18 protein-coding genes are annotated in these 15,610 nt (G+C 56.2%); 10 read left to right on the top strand and 8 right to left on the bottom strand.

Going from position 1 to position 15,610, the window contains the following annotated elements; translation table 11 throughout:
- Nucleotides 1–12: 12 nt before the first annotated feature.
- On the bottom strand, nt 13–1,095 hold the full coding sequence (gene bioB, locus Q334_RS0103470) for a biotin synthase BioB (protein WP_342667430.1): 1,083 nt from the start codon (nt 1,093–1,095) through the stop codon (nt 13–15).
- A gap of 91 nt (nt 1,096–1,186) precedes the next feature.
- On the opposite strand from bioB, the gene Q334_RS0103465 reads away from it, so the two are divergent.
- From Q334_RS0103465 to Q334_RS17895, 4 genes are read left to right on the top strand one after another with little or no spacing between them, the layout of a single operon-like run.
- Nucleotides 1,187–1,900 carry a ComF family protein gene (locus Q334_RS0103465; protein WP_035460562.1) on the top strand — a complete coding sequence of 238 codons (714 nt, stop codon included), beginning with the start codon at nt 1,187–1,189 and terminating at the stop codon, nt 1,898–1,900.
- Between the two features lie 48 nt (nt 1,901–1,948).
- Nucleotides 1,949–2,845: a TraB/GumN family protein gene (locus Q334_RS0103460; protein ID WP_027311986.1), complete on the top strand. Its 897-nt coding sequence runs from the start codon at nt 1,949–1,951 to the stop codon at nt 2,843–2,845.
- Between the two features lies 1 nt (nt 2,846).
- Complete coding sequence (locus Q334_RS17900) at nt 2,847–3,458, top strand: LysM peptidoglycan-binding domain-containing M23 family metallopeptidase (protein ID WP_051527489.1); 612 nt, start codon at nt 2,847–2,849, stop codon at nt 3,456–3,458.
- Between the two features lie 3 nt (nt 3,459–3,461).
- Nucleotides 3,462–5,072 carry a Na/Pi cotransporter family protein gene (locus tag Q334_RS17895; protein WP_051527488.1) on the top strand — a complete coding sequence of 537 codons (1,611 nt, stop codon included), beginning with the start codon at nt 3,462–3,464 and terminating at the stop codon, nt 5,070–5,072.
- Here Q334_RS17895 and Q334_RS0103445 read toward each other — a convergent pair.
- The gene (locus tag Q334_RS0103445; protein WP_027311985.1) at nt 5,038–5,979 is read right to left on the bottom strand and encodes an isopenicillin N synthase family dioxygenase; all 942 of its coding nucleotides are present in this window, start codon (nt 5,977–5,979) and stop codon (nt 5,038–5,040) included. The two genes, Q334_RS17895 and Q334_RS0103445, sit on opposite strands and share 35 nt — an antisense overlap.
- Nucleotides 5,980–6,032: 53 nt before the next feature.
- Here Q334_RS0103445 and tsaA point away from each other — a divergent pair, with 53 nt between their 5' ends.
- Both tsaA and Q334_RS0103435 read left to right on the top strand, forming a co-directional pair.
- The gene (gene tsaA / locus Q334_RS0103440; protein WP_027311984.1) at nt 6,033–6,749 is read left to right on the top strand and encodes a tRNA (N6-threonylcarbamoyladenosine(37)-N6)-methyltransferase TrmO; all 717 of its coding nucleotides are present in this window, start codon (nt 6,033–6,035) and stop codon (nt 6,747–6,749) included.
- On the top strand, nt 6,746–7,168 hold the full coding sequence (locus Q334_RS0103435; RefSeq protein WP_027311983.1) for a hypothetical protein: 423 nt from the start codon (nt 6,746–6,748) through the stop codon (nt 7,166–7,168). Before tsaA ends, Q334_RS0103435 begins: the two co-directional genes overlap by 4 nt.
- Nucleotides 7,169–7,216: 48 nt before the next feature.
- Here Q334_RS0103435 and Q334_RS0103430 read toward each other — a convergent pair whose 3' ends face one another.
- The 4 genes from Q334_RS0103430 to Q334_RS0103415 all read right to left on the bottom strand — a co-directional run bounded on the left by Q334_RS0103430 (nt 7,217) and on the right by Q334_RS0103415 (nt 9,593).
- Nucleotides 7,217–7,669, bottom strand: a complete 453-nt coding sequence (locus Q334_RS0103430) for a DoxX family protein (protein WP_027311982.1) — start codon at nt 7,667–7,669, stop codon at nt 7,217–7,219.
- An 83-nt stretch (nt 7,670–7,752) separates the two neighbouring features.
- Entirely contained in the window at nt 7,753–8,526 is a 774-nt protein-coding gene (locus Q334_RS0103425; protein WP_027311981.1) for an HvfC/BufC N-terminal domain-containing protein, read from the bottom strand.
- Complete coding sequence (bufB, locus tag Q334_RS0103420) at nt 8,523–9,341, bottom strand: MNIO family bufferin maturase (RefSeq protein WP_027311980.1); 819 nt, start codon at nt 9,339–9,341, stop codon at nt 8,523–8,525. Before bufB ends, Q334_RS0103425 begins: the two co-directional genes overlap by 4 nt.
- A 3-nt stretch (nt 9,342–9,344) precedes the next feature.
- Nucleotides 9,345–9,593 (bottom strand): BufA1 family periplasmic bufferin-type metallophore, encoded by a 249-nt coding sequence (locus Q334_RS0103415; protein ID WP_027311979.1) that lies wholly within the window; start codon nt 9,591–9,593, stop codon nt 9,345–9,347.
- Nucleotides 9,594–9,795: 202 nt separating this feature from the next.
- Between Q334_RS0103415 and bioA the strand changes: the two genes are divergently transcribed.
- From bioA to Q334_RS0103400, 3 genes are all read left to right on the top strand, one after another.
- Complete coding sequence (gene bioA, locus Q334_RS0103410; protein WP_027311978.1) at nt 9,796–11,088, top strand: adenosylmethionine--8-amino-7-oxononanoate transaminase; 1,293 nt, start codon at nt 9,796–9,798, stop codon at nt 11,086–11,088.
- 77 nt (nt 11,089–11,165) lie between these two features.
- Nucleotides 11,166–11,978, top strand: a complete 813-nt coding sequence (locus Q334_RS0103405; protein WP_027311977.1) for a UDP-2,3-diacylglucosamine diphosphatase — start codon at nt 11,166–11,168, stop codon at nt 11,976–11,978.
- Entirely contained in the window at nt 11,979–13,010 is a 1,032-nt protein-coding gene (locus Q334_RS0103400) for a glycosyltransferase family 4 protein (protein ID WP_027311976.1), read from the top strand. It begins immediately after the preceding gene.
- A gap of 11 nt (nt 13,011–13,021) precedes the next feature.
- Here Q334_RS0103400 and Q334_RS0103395 read toward each other — a convergent pair whose 3' ends face one another.
- Nucleotides 13,022–13,621, bottom strand: a complete 600-nt coding sequence (locus Q334_RS0103395) for a 2OG-Fe(II) oxygenase (protein WP_027311975.1) — start codon at nt 13,619–13,621, stop codon at nt 13,022–13,024.
- Between the two features lie 113 nt (nt 13,622–13,734).
- Between Q334_RS0103395 and Q334_RS0103390 the strand changes: the two genes are divergently transcribed.
- Nucleotides 13,735–14,169 (top strand): acyl-CoA thioesterase, encoded by a 435-nt coding sequence (locus tag Q334_RS0103390; protein ID WP_027311974.1) that lies wholly within the window; start codon nt 13,735–13,737, stop codon nt 14,167–14,169.
- A gap of 15 nt (nt 14,170–14,184) precedes the next feature.
- On the opposite strand, the gene dnaB is transcribed toward Q334_RS0103390, so the two are convergent.
- Nucleotides 14,185–15,570, bottom strand: a complete 1,386-nt coding sequence (dnaB, locus tag Q334_RS0103385) for a replicative DNA helicase (protein WP_027311973.1) — start codon at nt 15,568–15,570, stop codon at nt 14,185–14,187.
- Between the last annotated feature and the right edge of the window lie 40 nt (nt 15,571–15,610).

Raw genomic sequence — 15,610 nt, 5'->3', positions numbered from 1 at the left:
CAGGAATTCTTGTTAATGGGAGGCCGCATCATGGAACAAGGATTGGCGCTCCTGATCCTTAATCTGCTGCAACAGGGCCTGCTCATGGGCCTCATCCGACACCCCTTCACGGCTTTCCGGACGAATTCCCAGTTTATTGAACAGCAGCTTATCGGCATGGGCCTCGGGGTTCGGTGTGGTGAGCAACTTCTCTCCGTAGAAGATCGAGTTAGCCCCCGCCATAAAACATAACGCCTGCATTTGCTCGTTCATTTTTTCCCGTCCTGCCGACAAACGTACATGGGACTGCGGCATGAGAATACGGGCTACCGCTACGGTGCGGATAAAGTCAAAAGGCTCCAGCGCCTCCACATCTTCCAAGGGGGTGCCCGGCACCTTCACCAGCATATTGATAGGCACACTCTCAGGGTGCTCAGGCATATTCGCCAATACCCGCAGCAAACCAATGCGATCTGTCAGGCTTTCCCCCATCCCCATAATGCCGCCACAGCACACTTTCATACCCGCTTCCCGCACATGGCCGAGGGTATCCAGACGCTCCTGGTAGGTACGGGTAGTGATAATGCTGTTATAAAACTCCGGCGAGGTGTCGAGGTTATGGTTGTAGTAATCCAGCCCAGCCTCGGCCAAATCAGTCGCCTGATCACGGCTGAGGGTGCCCAGGGTCATACAGGCCTCCAATCCCATCGCCTTCACTCCACGGATCATCTCCATGATGTAGGGCATATCTTTCGCACGGGGGTGTTTCCAGGCAGCTCCCATACAGAAGCGAGTCGCCCCTTTTTCTTTGGCCTGAGCCGCTTCCGCCAACACCTTCTTCACTTCCATCAAACGCTCAGCCTCTAGGCCGGTATCGTAATGGGAGCTCTGCGGGCAGTATTTGCAATCCTCAGGACAGGCGCCGGTCTTAATCGATAACAGCGTGCTAACCTGTACTTCGTTGGGATCAAAAAACTGGCGATGAACGCTCTGTGCTTGAAACAGCAAGTCATTGAAAGGTTGCTCAAACAGAGCACGCACTTCTGCCTCGCTCCAGTCATGGCGGATTAAGGCAGTGGCAGCGGACGGAGTCGACATCGGGGTTAGGGCAGACATGGCTTATCCTTACAGAACCTTAGAGCAAGCAAAGCGCCCAGAGCGCTGGACGATGCTGGCATCATAGCTACTGGCCAACAGGTGTCAACCCATGCAATGGAAGCAGGTTTACAACAGATCAAAAAACATACTAACAAAATCATCTTGCCCGCTCTGTGGACTTCATCACGGCACCCCACTCTGCTCAGGCTGCCTGGAAGACCTGCCCTGGAATGGTCACAGTTGCCGCTCCTGCGCCCTGCCATTGCCTCGCGGTGAGCAGCTATGTGGGCAATGCCTGCAACAGCCTTGGCCCTTTCAATTAAGCTGGTGTGGATTTCGCTATGAACTGCCCCTGGCGCAGTTAATTAGCCGCTTTAAATATCAAGCCGACTTCCATGCCGGTAAATTACTGGTGCAGCTATTGCTAACTGCCTGGCCCCACAGCCAACCTAAACCCGCTGTGTTACTGCCGGTGCCCATGCATACCGAACGCTTGCGCCAGCGCGGCTTTAATCACAGCCAATGGCTTGCCACTCAACTGGGCCAGGCTTGGCAAATACCGGTACTCAGTGATCGCCTGCAGCGGCAACGTCTTACCCCTACCCAGCAAGGTCTTTCCGCTCGGCAACGGCGACGAAATCTGCAACAGGCCTTCCTGCTTGAGGGCAGCCTGCCCGATCTTCCCATCGCCCTGGTGGATGATGTCCTCACCACCGGCGCCACCGCCCACGCCTTGGCGCGCTTGATCCACAGCAAACAAAGTCACGCCAACTTGCAACTCTATTGCCTGGCCCGTACCCCTGCTCCGGCAATCCCGGCATAATATTTGCCTCCTTGCTAGCGCAGAGGCCCAGTAGACTTGAGGAATACCATGACGAAACGACCTGCTCGCCCAGGCCAGTGGCTGGCATTATTACTCCTCACCCTGTTGTGGATACCCCAGCTCTGGGCTGGCCCCGTGTATGCCTGGCAGGTGCGCTCCCCCACCGCCACACTCTATTTACTCGGCTCCTTACACGCCTTTCGGCCACAGGATTACCCCTTACCGGCACCGATTGAGGCCGCCTTTGCCCTGGCGGATGCGTTGGTGGTGGAAATAGACCCAACCGCCATGAGCATCCCCGAGCAACAGGCGCTGATTGAACGTTACAGTCGATTAGCAGGGGACAAGCACCTCAATCACTACCTCTCCCCAACCCTACGCCAAGCACTGCAACGCCATTGCCAACGCCTCGCCGTTGCCTGTGACAGCATGCAGCACTGGCAACCCTGGCGTCTGGGTAGTCATCTGGTGTTGGCGGATGCCGCACGTCAGGGATTTCAGACCGACTCAGGGATAGATCATTACTTTATGCGGCGCAGCGGGAACCGGCCGATCCTGGCATTAGAGACCCTCGAAGGCCAACTACAAAGCCTGGCGGTGGATGACATCGCCCTGCAGGTGCGCGCCTTGCAATCCAGCCTGGAGCAGATGGACAGTCAGCCGGAGTTTCTCCAGCAACTGTATCTTGCCTGGCGCCGTGGCGATGCTGAGCAGGTCTATCTGCTCCTACAACAGGAAAGCGCACAGGACCCTCAGCTGGGGCGCTATATGGATCGACTCAACCGCCAGCGCAATCAGCAGATGAGCCAACGCTTGCTGAGCCTATTACAATCGCGCGGTACTTTTTTTGTCGTGGTAGGCGCCCTGCATCTACCCGGCCCAGAGGGGATACTGGCACTACTACAGCAGGCACAGTACCCCGCCCGCCAATTACAGGAACCCTGATATGAAAGGCCTCCCTGCCTTAATTCTGCTGGCGGCTCTGCTGAGTTTACTCGCAGGCTGTAGCAGTAGCCCTCAGCGCCCAGATGGCCCCACCCAAGTCTATGAAGTCCAAGCAGGGGACACCTTCTATAGCATTGCCAGGCGCTATGGCATGAGTGTCAGCCAACTGTTGGCGCTTAACCCGGATGTCGAACCTGAGCACCTGGAAGTCGGCCAACGCCTGTATGTCCCGGATGTGCAAATAGGACGCTTCCGCTACCCCGTGCAACGCCCGCAGGTGTCATCCAATTACGGCCCCCGTGATGGTCGCCTGCATAAAGGCGTCGACTTCCGCGGACCGGATGGCACCCCCATTTTGGCTGCGGCACCCGGCACCGTCAGTTTCAGCGGCAGTATGCGAGGATATGGCCATGTCATCATCATCGACCATCCCAATGGTTTTCAATCGCTCTACGCCCATAACCAGGCCAATCTGGTGAGCAAGGGCACTCGGGTTGATCAGGGGGAAACCATTGCCAAGATGGGCAGAAGTGGTCGTGCCTCCGGCAGCCATGTGCACTTTGAACTACGCCACCGCAACCGTGTCCTCAACCCCTTACCCCTGTTGGAATAAAGCATGACCCTGACCATGGTGAGTACCACCCTCGGTGGCCTGGGACTCTTTCTACTCGGCATGCAATTACTCACCGAGGGGTTAAAAGCCCTGGCGGGCAGTCGCTTGCATGAATGGCTGCAACGGGCAGCCCATTCCGATCAACGGGCGATATTATCCGGCACCCTGATTACCGCCCTGGTGCAGTCCTCCAGCGCCGTGACGGTGGCGACCCTCGGCTTTGTCAATGCAGGTCTGCTGAGCCTGCGCCAAGCCATCGCCATTGTTTTCGGTTGTAACCTCGGCACTACCATGACCGGCTGGATGGTGGCGCTGCTTGGCCTGAAACTGGATATTGGCGCTCTCGCCCTGCCAATGATTGGCCTGGGCATGCTGGCACAGCTGTTGCCGCGCCCACTGCTTCAAGCTAGTGGCCAAAGCCTGAGCGGGCTGGGGCTGTTTTTTCTGGGCATTAACCTGTTAAAAGACGGGCTCGCCGGTTGGAATGCTGGCCTGATCCTGCCAGGACAAGACTTACCCCTGCTCGGGCAACTGTTACTGTTGATCGGAGTAGGCACCCTACTCACCGCGATCATGCAGTCATCCAGTGCCGTATTAGCCCTGGTATTGAGCGCCACTGTCAGTCTCAACCTGCCCCTGAGCCTGGCCGCCGCCCTGGTGATTGGGGCCAACCTGGGCACCACCTCTACCGCGATCCTGGCGGTCATCGGCGCCACGGCGAACGCCAAACGGGTCGCCGCTGCTCATATCCTGTTCAACCTGCTCACTGCTGCCGTAGGGCTACTGTTATTACTTGGCCTGCATCCTGCGTTAAGCCAATGGCAAAGCCAGGAGCCCGCCAGCGTGCTGGCAGCCTTCCATACCGGTTTTAACCTACTGGGCATTCTTTTGCTCTGGCCGTTACTGACCCGCCTGACACTATGGCTACAAACACGCTTCCAGCAGCAGGAACATCAACCCAGCCAACCCCAGTATGTCGACACTACTCTACTCGCCACTCCCGCTCTGGCGCTGGAGGCCTTAGATCTGGAACTGGCCCGCCTCGGCAGTCTCAGCCTGCAACAGGCACAGGCTGCATTAAGCAGCGAAAGTGGCCCTGACCGCCTGCAACAGGAATGGGAAACGCTACAACAACACCTGGATCAGCATATTACTGAGCTCGGCCGCCAGCCCCTGAGTGTGGAGCAAGGGCAACGCCTTAGCCTGCTCCTGCGCATCAGTCACTACTATCAGGATGTGCGTCATCAGGCCAATACCCTCGCCACCCAACTACAGGCACGGCCCCTACCGACCGCGAGTGCACTCAGCCAAAGGCTACTGCAACTACAGCAGGATGGCGTGGCCCTGCTTGAGCTGGCTCGGCCCCATGGCCGCTATTTCTGCGACCCAGCCGCATTGGAACATAGTCTGCAGCGTTTACAGCAAGGCTATCAGCAGAGTAAACAACTGTTATTTGAGGCGGGTAGCCAGGGCCAACTTCCCCTGCAAGAGATGTTAGCCTGGCTGGATATCGGCGGACGCCTGGAGCATTTAGCGGAGCTGGCCGTCAAAGCACATCGCCATCGGGCCAGCTTGTTCGTTACAACAGACCAATCTCACGCAGGCGCTGCTTAAGGTAATCATCAGCAGTGATCGGTTCAGGGTAACGATTGGGATTATCCGCCGTGATGCAGCCCGGCAGCGTCTCAATGACAAAGTCCGGATTGGGGTGCAGGAAGAACGGAATCGAATAGCGTGGATGTTGACTACGCTCTCCCTGAGGATTCACCACACGATGGGTGGTTGAAGGCAACACATGGTTAGTTAGGCGCTGCAGCATATCGCCGATATTACAGACGATGGTGCCGGGAATGGCATTAATGGGTACCCATTCGCCTTTTTTGCTCAGCACTTCCAGCCCAGGCTCTTCCGCCCCGATCAACAGGGTGATGAAGTTAATGTCTTCATGCTGAGCGGAGCGCACCGACAGGCCATCCTGCTGTGCGACCGGGGGGTAGTGAATAGGGCGAAGAATGGAGTTACCACGATTAACCTTATCGGCAAAGTAGTGTTCTTCCAGTCCCAGATACAACGCCATGGCGCTGAGCATTTTCCCACCCAGGGTATCCAGTGCCTGGTACAGGTTAAGCAGCGCTGGTTTAAACTCCGGTAGTTCTTCTACCCAAAGGTTCGCTAACAGACTCGGGTGGGGGAGCTCACCGGTGGGCAGCTCTCGCCCAACATGCCAGAACTCCTTCAGGTCGGGATAATCGCTATCTTTAGCGTGCTCGACGCCAAAGCCAGTATAGCCCCGAGCCCCACCCATACCCGGCAGGATGTACTTGTCTTTAGTGGCCTGATCCAGCGCGAAGAACGCCTTAATCTGTGTATAGGCCTGCTGCAAAATTTCATCACTGATGCCGTGGTTTACAATCCCGGCAAATCCCCACTCGGCATATCCCTTACCCAGTTCTTGCACAAAAGCAGTGCGATCGGAAGCAAAGCGCTCCAGGTCTAAAACAGGTATGCTTGACTGGCTCATAACCACTCCTTAACTGACTCACCGGGCAAGTATACTTCATCTAATTTGTACACATGGACAAAAATAGCTTTGCATTCCAGGCCATCGGCCATATCCGCTCGCCGTTTCGGGAGAAGTTTGGCATCCCGCGCCAACCCGGTCTGGTGACCGCCGCCCAGGTTGAGCTCTGGCTCAGTCCGCAATTTAGTCCTGCTGCCCTGTCAGGGCTGGAGGGCTTCAGTCACCTGTGGTTGAGCTTTGTCTTCCACCAGCATCTACAGCGCCCCTGGCATGAACGGGTACGCCCGCCACGGCTGGGGGGCAACGAGAAGGTCGGCGTCTTTGCCAGTCGCAGCCCTTTCCGCCCGAACCCCATCGGCTTATCCGTCGTGCCTTGGCACGGTTGGCGGCAGGAGCAGGGACAGCTGGTGTTGAGCCTGGGGGGCGCCGACCTCCTGGATGGCACACCGGTGCTAGACATCAAGCCCTACATTCCCTTTGTTGACTCCCTGCCTGAGGCCAAAGGCGGCTTTGCCGAACAGCCCCCTCCTCTACGGGAGGTACGCTTTTGCCCTGAGGCCTTGCAACAGTTACAGCACTGGCAACAGCAGTACCCGCAATTACTCGAATTGGTGCGCCAAATTCTCGCCCAGGACCCCCGCCCGGCCTATCAGCAGCAGGACGAACGTGAATATGGCGTGTTAGTCTACCAACTCAATGTCCGCTTTCGCTCCCAGGGACAAGCCCTGGAAGTAACGGGAGTACAGCCATTAGCGGAGTCCGCATCATGACTTTTTTCCGCGTGCTAACCCTATCTCTAGCCGCCACTCTGAGCCTGCCCAGCCAGGCCAATACCCCCGGCAATGGCCCACAGCAAGAAGCCATCAGCCAACTAGGCCAGCTGTTACAGCAGCTATCGGAACAGGTGAACTGGGAACTGTTCTGGCAATTGCAGGCCGATGTCAGCCGCAACTGGAATCTGTTGGTGCCTTATTCGCAGCAATATCTCAACTGTGTGAAGCAGGAAGGCGCCTGGCAGGGGCAAAATCTGTCCCTCGACTCGCTCTTTAGTATCTACCGCCAAACCCAAGGCAGCTGTGGCCCGATTCTGGCGGAACTGCTAAGCAAGATGGATTTAACCACCACCGAAGAGGACCTGGATAAGGGCCTCTCCCCCGAGTTACGTGAGCAGCTGAAAAAGAGCATCTGATCCGCCCCGCCCAGATCCCTGGGCGGGCAAGGTAAAAAGTTATGCCGATTAAGCGCTCTGACAGCGGCGGCATAGCCAGTGATCGACGGCTAAACGTCCCGGCCCATACAGCACCACCACAGCCAGCAGCAGCCCCCAATAGAAGTGGGCATCCAGCATCGACTGCACCTCAGACAGCACATGGTAATAGGACACCACCGCGACAATATTCAGCACAAACAGCCCTAATCCGGCCAGACGCCCCGCCAGTCCCAGCAGCAACAAGACGGGTAACACCAGCTCCCCGGCAGTGCCGAAAAATGCCGCCAGTTCCGGTGACAGCAGCGGTACACGGTACTCTTCCTGAAACAGAAAAACCGTTGTCTCCCAGTCACGCAGCTTGGTTAAGCCAGACATGAAAAAGACCTTGGCGAGATAAAAACGAATCAGCAAATTCAGTACATCACTGAGTGGCTGGGCAATTTTCAACAGCGTCTCACGCTGAGCGAATAGAGCCTGCATAGCGCGCCCTCCTCTCGTTGGGGTATGACATGAGTGATTATCACGGTGATAGCGCTCCTCTCTACCAACACAACAGAGAAAAGCTAACAGGGCGGCAGATGAACACCTGCTATCACCCGCATCTGAATCCATTCCAATAACTTGGTCTGAATATCGAACTCTTCTTCTGCCTGCAGGGCTCGCTCCACCACCTGCTCCAGCGGTAAGCCTGCGGCCATTGCTTGCAACGCCTGCCATTCAGCCTCACTGAGCTCCTTGAGTTGCACGCGCCCCGGCCGCCAAACCAATAGATGCTGGGGTTGTTGCCAGTGAAGGGAGCCGCTGGGCTGTGTTTGTTGGTGATAGGCCCAAATGGACAGCACGCTGTACTCGGACTGCAACAGCTGCACCGCGGCATCCAGCTCAAACACCAGAAGCGGGAATGACTCCGCCCCCCATTGCTGCAAGCAGGCCAGTTCAAAGGGCGGGCTATCCTCAGCGTAATAGCTGCGATGCCAAGCCCATTCCAAACGCGCTACATCGGCTAAATAGGGCAGGGCCTCACTCCCCGGATACTGGGCAATAAAGTCCGCCATCTGCTCCCCATAACGATGCACATCACCACTGCGTGAGGGCACTGACATCACATAGGCATGAATCAAACCGGCAAAATAAGCCTCACCGACTAAGGCCGCCACTGTGGGGTAGAGGCTACGCAGCATCTCCTTCAACAGGATGCGGCGATTATTGCGGTACACCGCCAAGCCTTTATCGGGTGTGCAGGGATAGGCATCCACCAGCCATTCGCTTGGCAACTCCGCCTGCTCCCGAATCGCCGCTAAGAGTCGCGCCTGGCTGGTTGCTAAGGAGATCGTCATGGCAGCCTCCGTAAAATAGCGTCTGCTTTATCTGCTTCACCAAGCAGCACATCCAAGCTCGGAATGTCCAGATCCCACTCAATCAGGGTCGGTCGCGGACCAATCTGCGCCAGGGTGGCGGCATATAACTGCCATACCTCATCCACCACCGCACGACTATGGCTATCGACCAGGCAACCATTACGCTGGCTAAAACCTGCCAGATGAATTTCGGCAATAGCCGCTGCCGGCAGACGGGCAATCTCTTGCTGGGCATCCACCCCCAGATTGACCTGATTCACATAGAGGTTGTTGATATCCAGTAATAATCCACAACCTGTGCGCAGCACCAGTTCCGCTAAAAACTCAGCCTCCGTCAGCACCGAGTCGGCAAAACGCAGGTATGTAGACAGATTTTCGATCAATAAAGGCCGCCCTAATGCATCCTGCACCCGCTGCACCCGATCCGTCACTAGCAGCAAAGCTTCTTCCGAATAGGGAAAAGGCAGTAAGTCATTAATCACCTGCCCTTCTGCCCGACACCAACTCAGGTGCTCCGATACCGCCTGCGGCTGAATCCGCTGCACCAGTTTGCACAGGGCTTGCAGGTGCTCCGGATCAAGCTCCTGGGCAGAGGCCAGACCCATTCCCACTCCATGCAGGCTAATAGGGTAATGGGCGGCAATCCGCGTTAGCGTCTGCAAGGCCGCCCCACCACCAAAGTAATTTTCACTGTGCGCTTCCAACCAAGCGATGGGCGGACGCTGCTCAAGAAAATCAGGGTAGTGGGGGGCGCGCAGCCCCACACCTACAGCCAGAGGGAGGGTTGTGAGCATGACTTACTTCTTCATTCCACCCATGCCTTCACAGGTACCGGCTGCCACATAGACCCATTCGTTGGGATCATTGTCGGTGGAAGCCTGACCGGCACAGGCATGACCATTAGCGGCGCAATCGTTTTGACCGGCTTTGGCTACACCGTAGCACTTCTCTTTGGCACCTTCGGCCAGCGCCACATCGGCACTCATCATACCCAGTGACAGCAAACCGGTAATGGCAGTAGCAGCAACAAGTTTGGACTTATTCATAAGGCTCTCCTTCAAGGCTTTTAATTTATTTCGCCTGACGCATGGCGTTGGCTTGCATAAGTAGACTTGCCCCCTACTGGAAAGTTTCCCATGAGTTTCAGCTTTTTTACGCCATCACTCCCCGCATCACGCCAGCGTACTTTTCCGTCTACTTACCAACCATGGCACAATACCGGCCCCGTGCACTGTTTCAGGACTCCTTATGCTTACCGATCTGGATCTGGCCTTTGACCGCCAACACCTCTGGCATCCTTATACCTCCATGCTGAATCCTGCACCGGTGTTTCCGGTCAGCCATGCCCAGGGGGTTAAGCTGTATTTGAGCGATGGCCGCGAGCTGATTGATGGCATGGCCTCCTGGTGGGCGGCTATTCATGGCTACAACCATCCCAAACTCAATCAAGCGCTAGTCGAACAAAGCCAGAAAATGAGCCATGTCATGTTTGGCGGCCTCACCCATGAGCCAGCCATTCGCCTTGGCCAGCATCTGGTTGCCCTTAGCCCTGCGGGGTTAGATAAAGTGTTTCTCTGTGACTCAGGTTCCGTCGCCGTTGAGGTGGCGATGAAGATGGCAATCCAATACTGGCAAGCACGGGGGCTGCCAGGCAAACAACGGTTGCTGGCCCTACGCCAGGGGTATCACGGTGACACCACCGGCGCGATGTCAGTCTGTGATCCGGTGACAGGAATGCATGAGTTGTTTAGCGGAGTCTTGATGCAGCAACTGTTTGCCCCCGCACCAGCGACGGGCTTTAACCGTCCGTTGCAGCCAGGGGAAATGGAGCCCTTACGCGCTCTGCTAGCCAACCACCAGCACGAACTGGCCGCCCTGATTCTGGAACCCATCGTGCAGGGGGCAGGGGGAATGCGTTTTTATCCGCCCGCCTACCTGGCGGAGGCTCGCCGTCTCTGTGATGAGTTTGATGTGCTGTTGATTGCCGATGAGATTGCCACTGGCTTTGGCCGCACCGGCAAACTCTTCGCCTGTGAACATGCGGCGATCAGCCCGGATATTCTCTGTGTTGGCAAAGCCCTCACCGGCGGCTATATGACCCTGGCCGCCACCCTCACCACCACCCATATTGCCGAAACCATCTCCGCCGGTGGCGCTGGCTGCTTTATGCATGGCCCTACTTTTATGGCCAACCCACTGGCCTGCGCCGTGGCCACTGCCAGCATTGAGCTACTCCTAAGCCAACCCTGGCAACAACAGGTCGCTCAACTTGAGCAACAACTCTCCCAGGGGTTAGCCCCCGCCCGCCAACTTAACGGCGTGGCGGAGGTACGCTGCCTCGGCGCCATCGGAGTGATTGAGTTAGCACAGCCTGTGGATAATCGCCGCCTGCAACCCATGTTGGTTGAGGCGGGCATCTGGCTCCGACCCTTTGGTAAGTTGGTCTATATGATGCCCCCCTTCTGTATGACCGCCGCTGAGGTACAGCAGCTCACCCACACCACCTGTACTGTGCTGCAAGACTACCTCGCTGCCGGCTAAGACAAGCAGGCGTTACCCCGCAATATTTCCGTCATTAAATTTACCTAGCATGGCAGTGACTGTTACAGGAGCTGCCCATGACGACCCCAGTCCTGCCCCCGCACAAGCGCCGTGTTCGCACCATCTGGATCTCCGATACCCACCTGGGTACCCGGGGCTGCCAGGCGGAACTGTTAACTGAATTTCTAAAAAGCCATGACTGTCAGCAACTGTTCTTGGTAGGCGACATCATCGATGGCTGGCGCCTGCGCAAAGGTTTTTACTGGCCACAAAGCCATTCCAATGTGCTCAGGCGCATCCTGACCCTGGCCAAACGAGGTACCGAAGTCACCTATGTCACCGGTAACCACGATGAATTTCTACGCAAATACTCAACCCTTGAGCTAGGCAACATCCGTCTGGTAGATGAAGCGGAATACCAGACCCTGCAAGGTGAGCGTTGGCTGATCACCCATGGCGATCTGTTCGATGTGATTACCCGCTACCATCGCTGGCTCGCCTTCCTCGGTGACTCCGCTTACGAAAGCCTGCTGGTATTGAACCGGTGGCTCAATCAACTACGCCAACGCTTTGGTATGGGCTACTGGTCACTCTCTGCCTACCTCAAACACCGGGTCAAAAAAGCGGTGAGCTTTATCAGCGAGTTTGAAGAAGCCCTGGCCCATGAGTGCCAACGGCGGGGCTTCGATGGGGTAGTCTGCGGCCATATCCATCATGCCGAAATTCGTAAGGTAGGTGAGGTGCGCTATCTCAACTGTGGCGATTGGGTAGAGTCCTGCACCGCCTTGGTTGAGCACCTGGATGGGCGCATTGAACTGGTGCGCTGGGTGCGTCAACGCGAGGTGTTGTTATCACAAACCGCCGACTCGGCCCTGGCAAGGAGCGCCTAAATGAACAAGCTGGTCTTAGTTACCGATGCCTGGACACCACAAATCAATGGTGTCGTCACCACCCTGCAGCAAATGTGTCAGCAGTTACAGCAGCAGGGCATCCAAATCGAAGTGATCCATCCCGGCCTGTTTCGTAATCTCCCCTGTCCCACCTATCCGGATATTCGCCTAGCGCTGGATATCTGGCGCCTGCCTAAGATGCTGCAAGCCGCCCAGGCTGATGCCTATCACATCGCTACCGAGGGCCCGCTCGGCTTAGCTGCCCGACGCTATTTAAATCGACAGCAGCTGCCCTTTAGCACCTCATTGCATACCAAGTTTCCAGAGTATGTGCATAGCCGCTGCGCCCTAATTCCCCTGGCTTGGGGCTATCGTTTTTTACGTTGGTTTCACCGCCCTAGCCGTCACGTACTCGTCACCACCCTCAGTAATGCCGATGAGCTAAGCGCCCAGGGCTTAAGCAACTTGGTGGTTTGGGGACGAGGAGTGGATACCGAGTTATTTCGTCCCCAGCCGCGGCATCCACAACTAGCGGAGCCAATGCAGCATTGCGGCCAACCCTTGCTGCTTTATGTCGGACGGGTGGCAGTGGAAAAGAACCTGGAAGCCTTCTTACAACTGCCCTTTCCTGCCCGTAAGCGGGTGGTTGGCGATGGCCCCGCCCGTACTGAACTGGAAAAGCGCTATCCGGAAGTCGAGTGGGTAGGTTTTAAGCGTGGGCAGGCACTGGCCCAAGAGTATGCTCAGGCGGATGTGTTTGTCTTTCCTTCCCGCACCGATACCTTTGGTTTGGTGATGCTGGAGGCCATGGCCTGTGGCACCCCAGTGGCGGCCTATCCCGTTACCGGACCCATTGATGTGGTGCAGCCAGGGGTCAGTGGTTTTCTTGATGAAGACTTAGCCAGGGCGGTGCAGCGCTGCCTGCAACTTGATCGCAGCCTCTGTCGCCGGGCAGCGGAAGGCTTCAGTTGGCAAGCCTGTACCGAGCGTTTTCGCCAGCACCTGGTACCCATCCACGCGAATAGCGGATGAAATGCACGCCCTTAAAACACCAGGGGATCATTGCGGCGAAACCAACCCGTCACACTGGCACGGGGCTTCACCGCGGGCATCACTTGGTGGGGGAAACGATCACTAAAAAACAGCACACTGGTACCCCAGGTAGGAGCGACCAAGGCACGCACGGCGCTATCGTCCTCGGTGTAAATAACCAGCTCTCCCCCATCCCCCGGCTGCCAGAAACGATTGAGGTAGGTGATAAAGGTCAGTACCCGGGCATTAGTGCCCTGAAAGTTATCCCAATGCTTTTGATAACCGCCCCCCTCGGGGTAGTAAGCATAGTGAAACTCCGCAGCGTTTAAGCCCAAATAGAAGCTGCGGTTAAAAGCTTCTTGCCAGCTTTGCGTCAGCCCCAAAAACTCCTGTTGTGGAGGCGTATTACCATCGAGCCAATCAATTTTATCGCCACGCACCTCCGCCATACGTAAGCGATCCTGGCCAATACGGGCTGGGCGCAAGCCCTGCTCATGCAAATCATCATGCAGATTCTGCAATAAGGTATCAGACAAAAGTCCATCAACAATGGCATAGCCTTGCTCAGCCAACTGATCCAAAATCGCATCAACTAACAGAAAACTCGACATGGGCACTCCTCCACGGGAGCGCTATTGTGCGCAATCTTAGCGCTGGCGATGATTGTATTTTTTACTCGATAGCAGCAATTTTTTTGCTGAAAAACAGCCCCCAGGAGGTGCTGATGCCCCGCTTACGCCTGACACTCCCCACCCTGCCTTTTCACAGTCTGATACGTGTGCAAATACAGGACATTAATTACGGCAATCACCTCAGCAATGGCGCCTTGCTTAATCTGCTCCATGAGCTCAGGGTACGCTGGCTAAGTGCCGGAGGTTTCAGTGAGATGGATTTAGGTGGCTGCGGCATGATTCTGGCCGATGTGGCTATCCAGTTTCGTGCGGAAGCCTTCTACGCAGACGAACTGGAGGGCAGTCTGGGAGTCAGTGAACTTGATCAGCATGGCTGCGTATTACAATACCGGCTACGCCGCTGTCAGGACCAGCAAGAGGTCGCCCTCGCTCAGTCCAGCATTCTCGCCTTTGATTACCAATCCCGTGGCAAGGCCCCACTGCCCCCAGCCTTTGCCGCTTACTGCCGACAATTTAAAACCGATTAAGCGTGCAGACGCGGATTACTCATACTGATAGTCATCATAACCAGTACGGGCCAGATCCTCGAAGCGGGTGTATTTACCAATAAAGGCCAGGCGGCAGGTACCGATAGGCCCGTTACGCTGTTTACCGATAATAATTTCCGCCACGCCTTTATCAGGACTGTCCTCGTTATAGACCTCATCCCGGTAGATAAAGAGGATCACGTCGGCATCCTGCTCGATTGAGCCCGATTCCCGCAAGTCAGAGTTCACCGGACGCTTGTTAGGACGGTTTTCCAAGCTACGGTTCAGCTGTGACAGGGCAATCACCGTGCACTGCAACTCCTTCGCCAAGGCTTTTAAAGAACGCGATATTTCCGCTACTTCCTGTGTACGACTCTCTACCTTGCCACCCAAGCGCATCAATTGCAGGTAGTCGACCATTATCAGCCCCAGGCTGCCATGTTCCCGATGAATACGGCGCGCCCGCGCCCGCATTTCACTGGGGGTGATGCCCGGCTGATCATCAATATACAAAGGCTTATTACGCAGCATATGCACCGCCGCGGTGAGTCGGTTCCACTCTTCCGGATCCAGCTGACCACTGCGCACATTACTGAGGGGAATTTTGCCCAAGGAGGCGAGCATACGCATCATCAACTGATCCGCAGGCATCTCCAAACTAAATACCAGTACCGGCTTTTCCCCGCCGACTACTACGTTTTCGACGATGTTCATCGAGAACGTGGTTTTCCCCATTGAAGGGCGCGCCGCAACGATCACCAGATCCGATGGCTGCAAGCCCGAAGTCATGGCATCCAGATCGGTAAATCCGGAGCTTACGCCGGTAATGCTGCCCCCAACCTGATTAAGCTGGTCGATTTTTTCAATGGTGCGCGCCAGAATCGGATTCACCGCTTCGGGGCCATTAGACTTGCCGCGGCTTTCGGCAATTTTAAAAACCTTGGCTTCCGCCTCACTCAACACTTCGGTGGCTTGTCGCCCCTCTGTGTGGTAAGCCATATCAACAATTTCACCACCAATACCGATCAGCTGTCGCAGTAAGGAGCGATCCCGCACAATTTCCGCATAGGCTCGGATATTGATTGTACTGGGTGTGTTCTGCGCCAACTCTCCCAGGTAAGCCAGGCCACCCACTTGTTCCAACTCTGCCCGCGACTCCAACTCTTCCGAGAGAGTAATAATATCCAGCGGCTGCTGCTCGCCAATCAGCTTGGCCATGGCCCGATAAATCAGGCGATGCTCACGCCGATAGAAGTCATCATCTGTGACCTGCTCGGCCACGGAATCCCAGGCCTGGTTATCCAGCAGTACCCCACCGAGCACCGATTGTTCCGCCTCGAGTGAATAAGGCGGCACCTTCAGCGCCTGGGTTTGTTGATCCAGCTCGGTATCCATCTCCATCATTACAACCACAGCTCGTTGATGACTGAACAGCGGCCTA

The organism is Balneatrix alpica DSM 16621, assembly GCF_000619885.1.
Classification (GTDB): domain Bacteria; phylum Pseudomonadota; class Gammaproteobacteria; order Pseudomonadales; family Balneatricaceae; genus Balneatrix; species Balneatrix alpica.
Note: the sequence above shows the minus strand (reverse complement) of the source record. Positions and strands in the feature narration are given on the sequence as shown.

Excerpts from the sequence above, each read along its gene's own strand:
- bufB (WP_027311980.1), bottom strand. The coding sequence starts at position 9,341 with ATGCTCACAACCCTCCCTCTGGCTGTAGGTGTGGGGCTGCGCGCCCCC.
- dnaB (WP_027311973.1), bottom strand. The coding sequence starts at position 15,570 with ATGGAGATGGATACCGAGCTGGATCAACAAACCCAGGCGCTGAAGGTG.
- tsaA (WP_027311984.1), top strand. The coding sequence starts at position 6,033 with ATGGACAAAAATAGCTTTGCATTCCAGGCCATCGGCCATATCCGCTCG.
- Q334_RS0103460 (WP_027311986.1), top strand. The coding sequence starts at position 1,949 with ATGACGAAACGACCTGCTCGCCCAGGCCAGTGGCTGGCATTATTACTC.
- Q334_RS0103400 (WP_027311976.1), top strand. The coding sequence starts at position 11,979 with ATGAACAAGCTGGTCTTAGTTACCGATGCCTGGACACCACAAATCAAT.
- Q334_RS0103445 (WP_027311985.1), bottom strand. The coding sequence starts at position 5,979 with ATGAGCCAGTCAAGCATACCTGTTTTAGACCTGGAGCGCTTTGCTTCC.
- Q334_RS0103415 (WP_027311979.1), bottom strand. The coding sequence starts at position 9,593 with ATGAATAAGTCCAAACTTGTTGCTGCTACTGCCATTACCGGTTTGCTG.
- bioA (WP_027311978.1), top strand. The coding sequence starts at position 9,796 with ATGCTTACCGATCTGGATCTGGCCTTTGACCGCCAACACCTCTGGCAT.
- Q334_RS17900 (WP_051527489.1), top strand. The coding sequence starts at position 2,847 with ATGAAAGGCCTCCCTGCCTTAATTCTGCTGGCGGCTCTGCTGAGTTTA.
- Q334_RS0103395 (WP_027311975.1), bottom strand. The coding sequence starts at position 13,621 with ATGTCGAGTTTTCTGTTAGTTGATGCGATTTTGGATCAGTTGGCTGAG.
- Q334_RS0103430 (WP_027311982.1), bottom strand. The coding sequence starts at position 7,669 with ATGCAGGCTCTATTCGCTCAGCGTGAGACGCTGTTGAAAATTGCCCAG.
- bioB (WP_342667430.1), bottom strand. The coding sequence starts at position 1,095 with ATGTCTGCCCTAACCCCGATGTCGACTCCGTCCGCTGCCACTGCCTTA.
- Q334_RS0103390 (WP_027311974.1), top strand. The coding sequence starts at position 13,735 with ATGCCCCGCTTACGCCTGACACTCCCCACCCTGCCTTTTCACAGTCTG.
- Q334_RS17895 (WP_051527488.1), top strand. The coding sequence starts at position 3,462 with ATGACCCTGACCATGGTGAGTACCACCCTCGGTGGCCTGGGACTCTTT.
- Q334_RS0103435 (WP_027311983.1), top strand. The coding sequence starts at position 6,746 with ATGACTTTTTTCCGCGTGCTAACCCTATCTCTAGCCGCCACTCTGAGC.
- Q334_RS0103405 (WP_027311977.1), top strand. The coding sequence starts at position 11,166 with ATGACGACCCCAGTCCTGCCCCCGCACAAGCGCCGTGTTCGCACCATC.
- Q334_RS0103465 (WP_035460562.1), top strand. The coding sequence starts at position 1,187 with ATGCAATGGAAGCAGGTTTACAACAGATCAAAAAACATACTAACAAAA.
- Q334_RS0103425 (WP_027311981.1), bottom strand. The coding sequence starts at position 8,526 with ATGACGATCTCCTTAGCAACCAGCCAGGCGCGACTCTTAGCGGCGATT.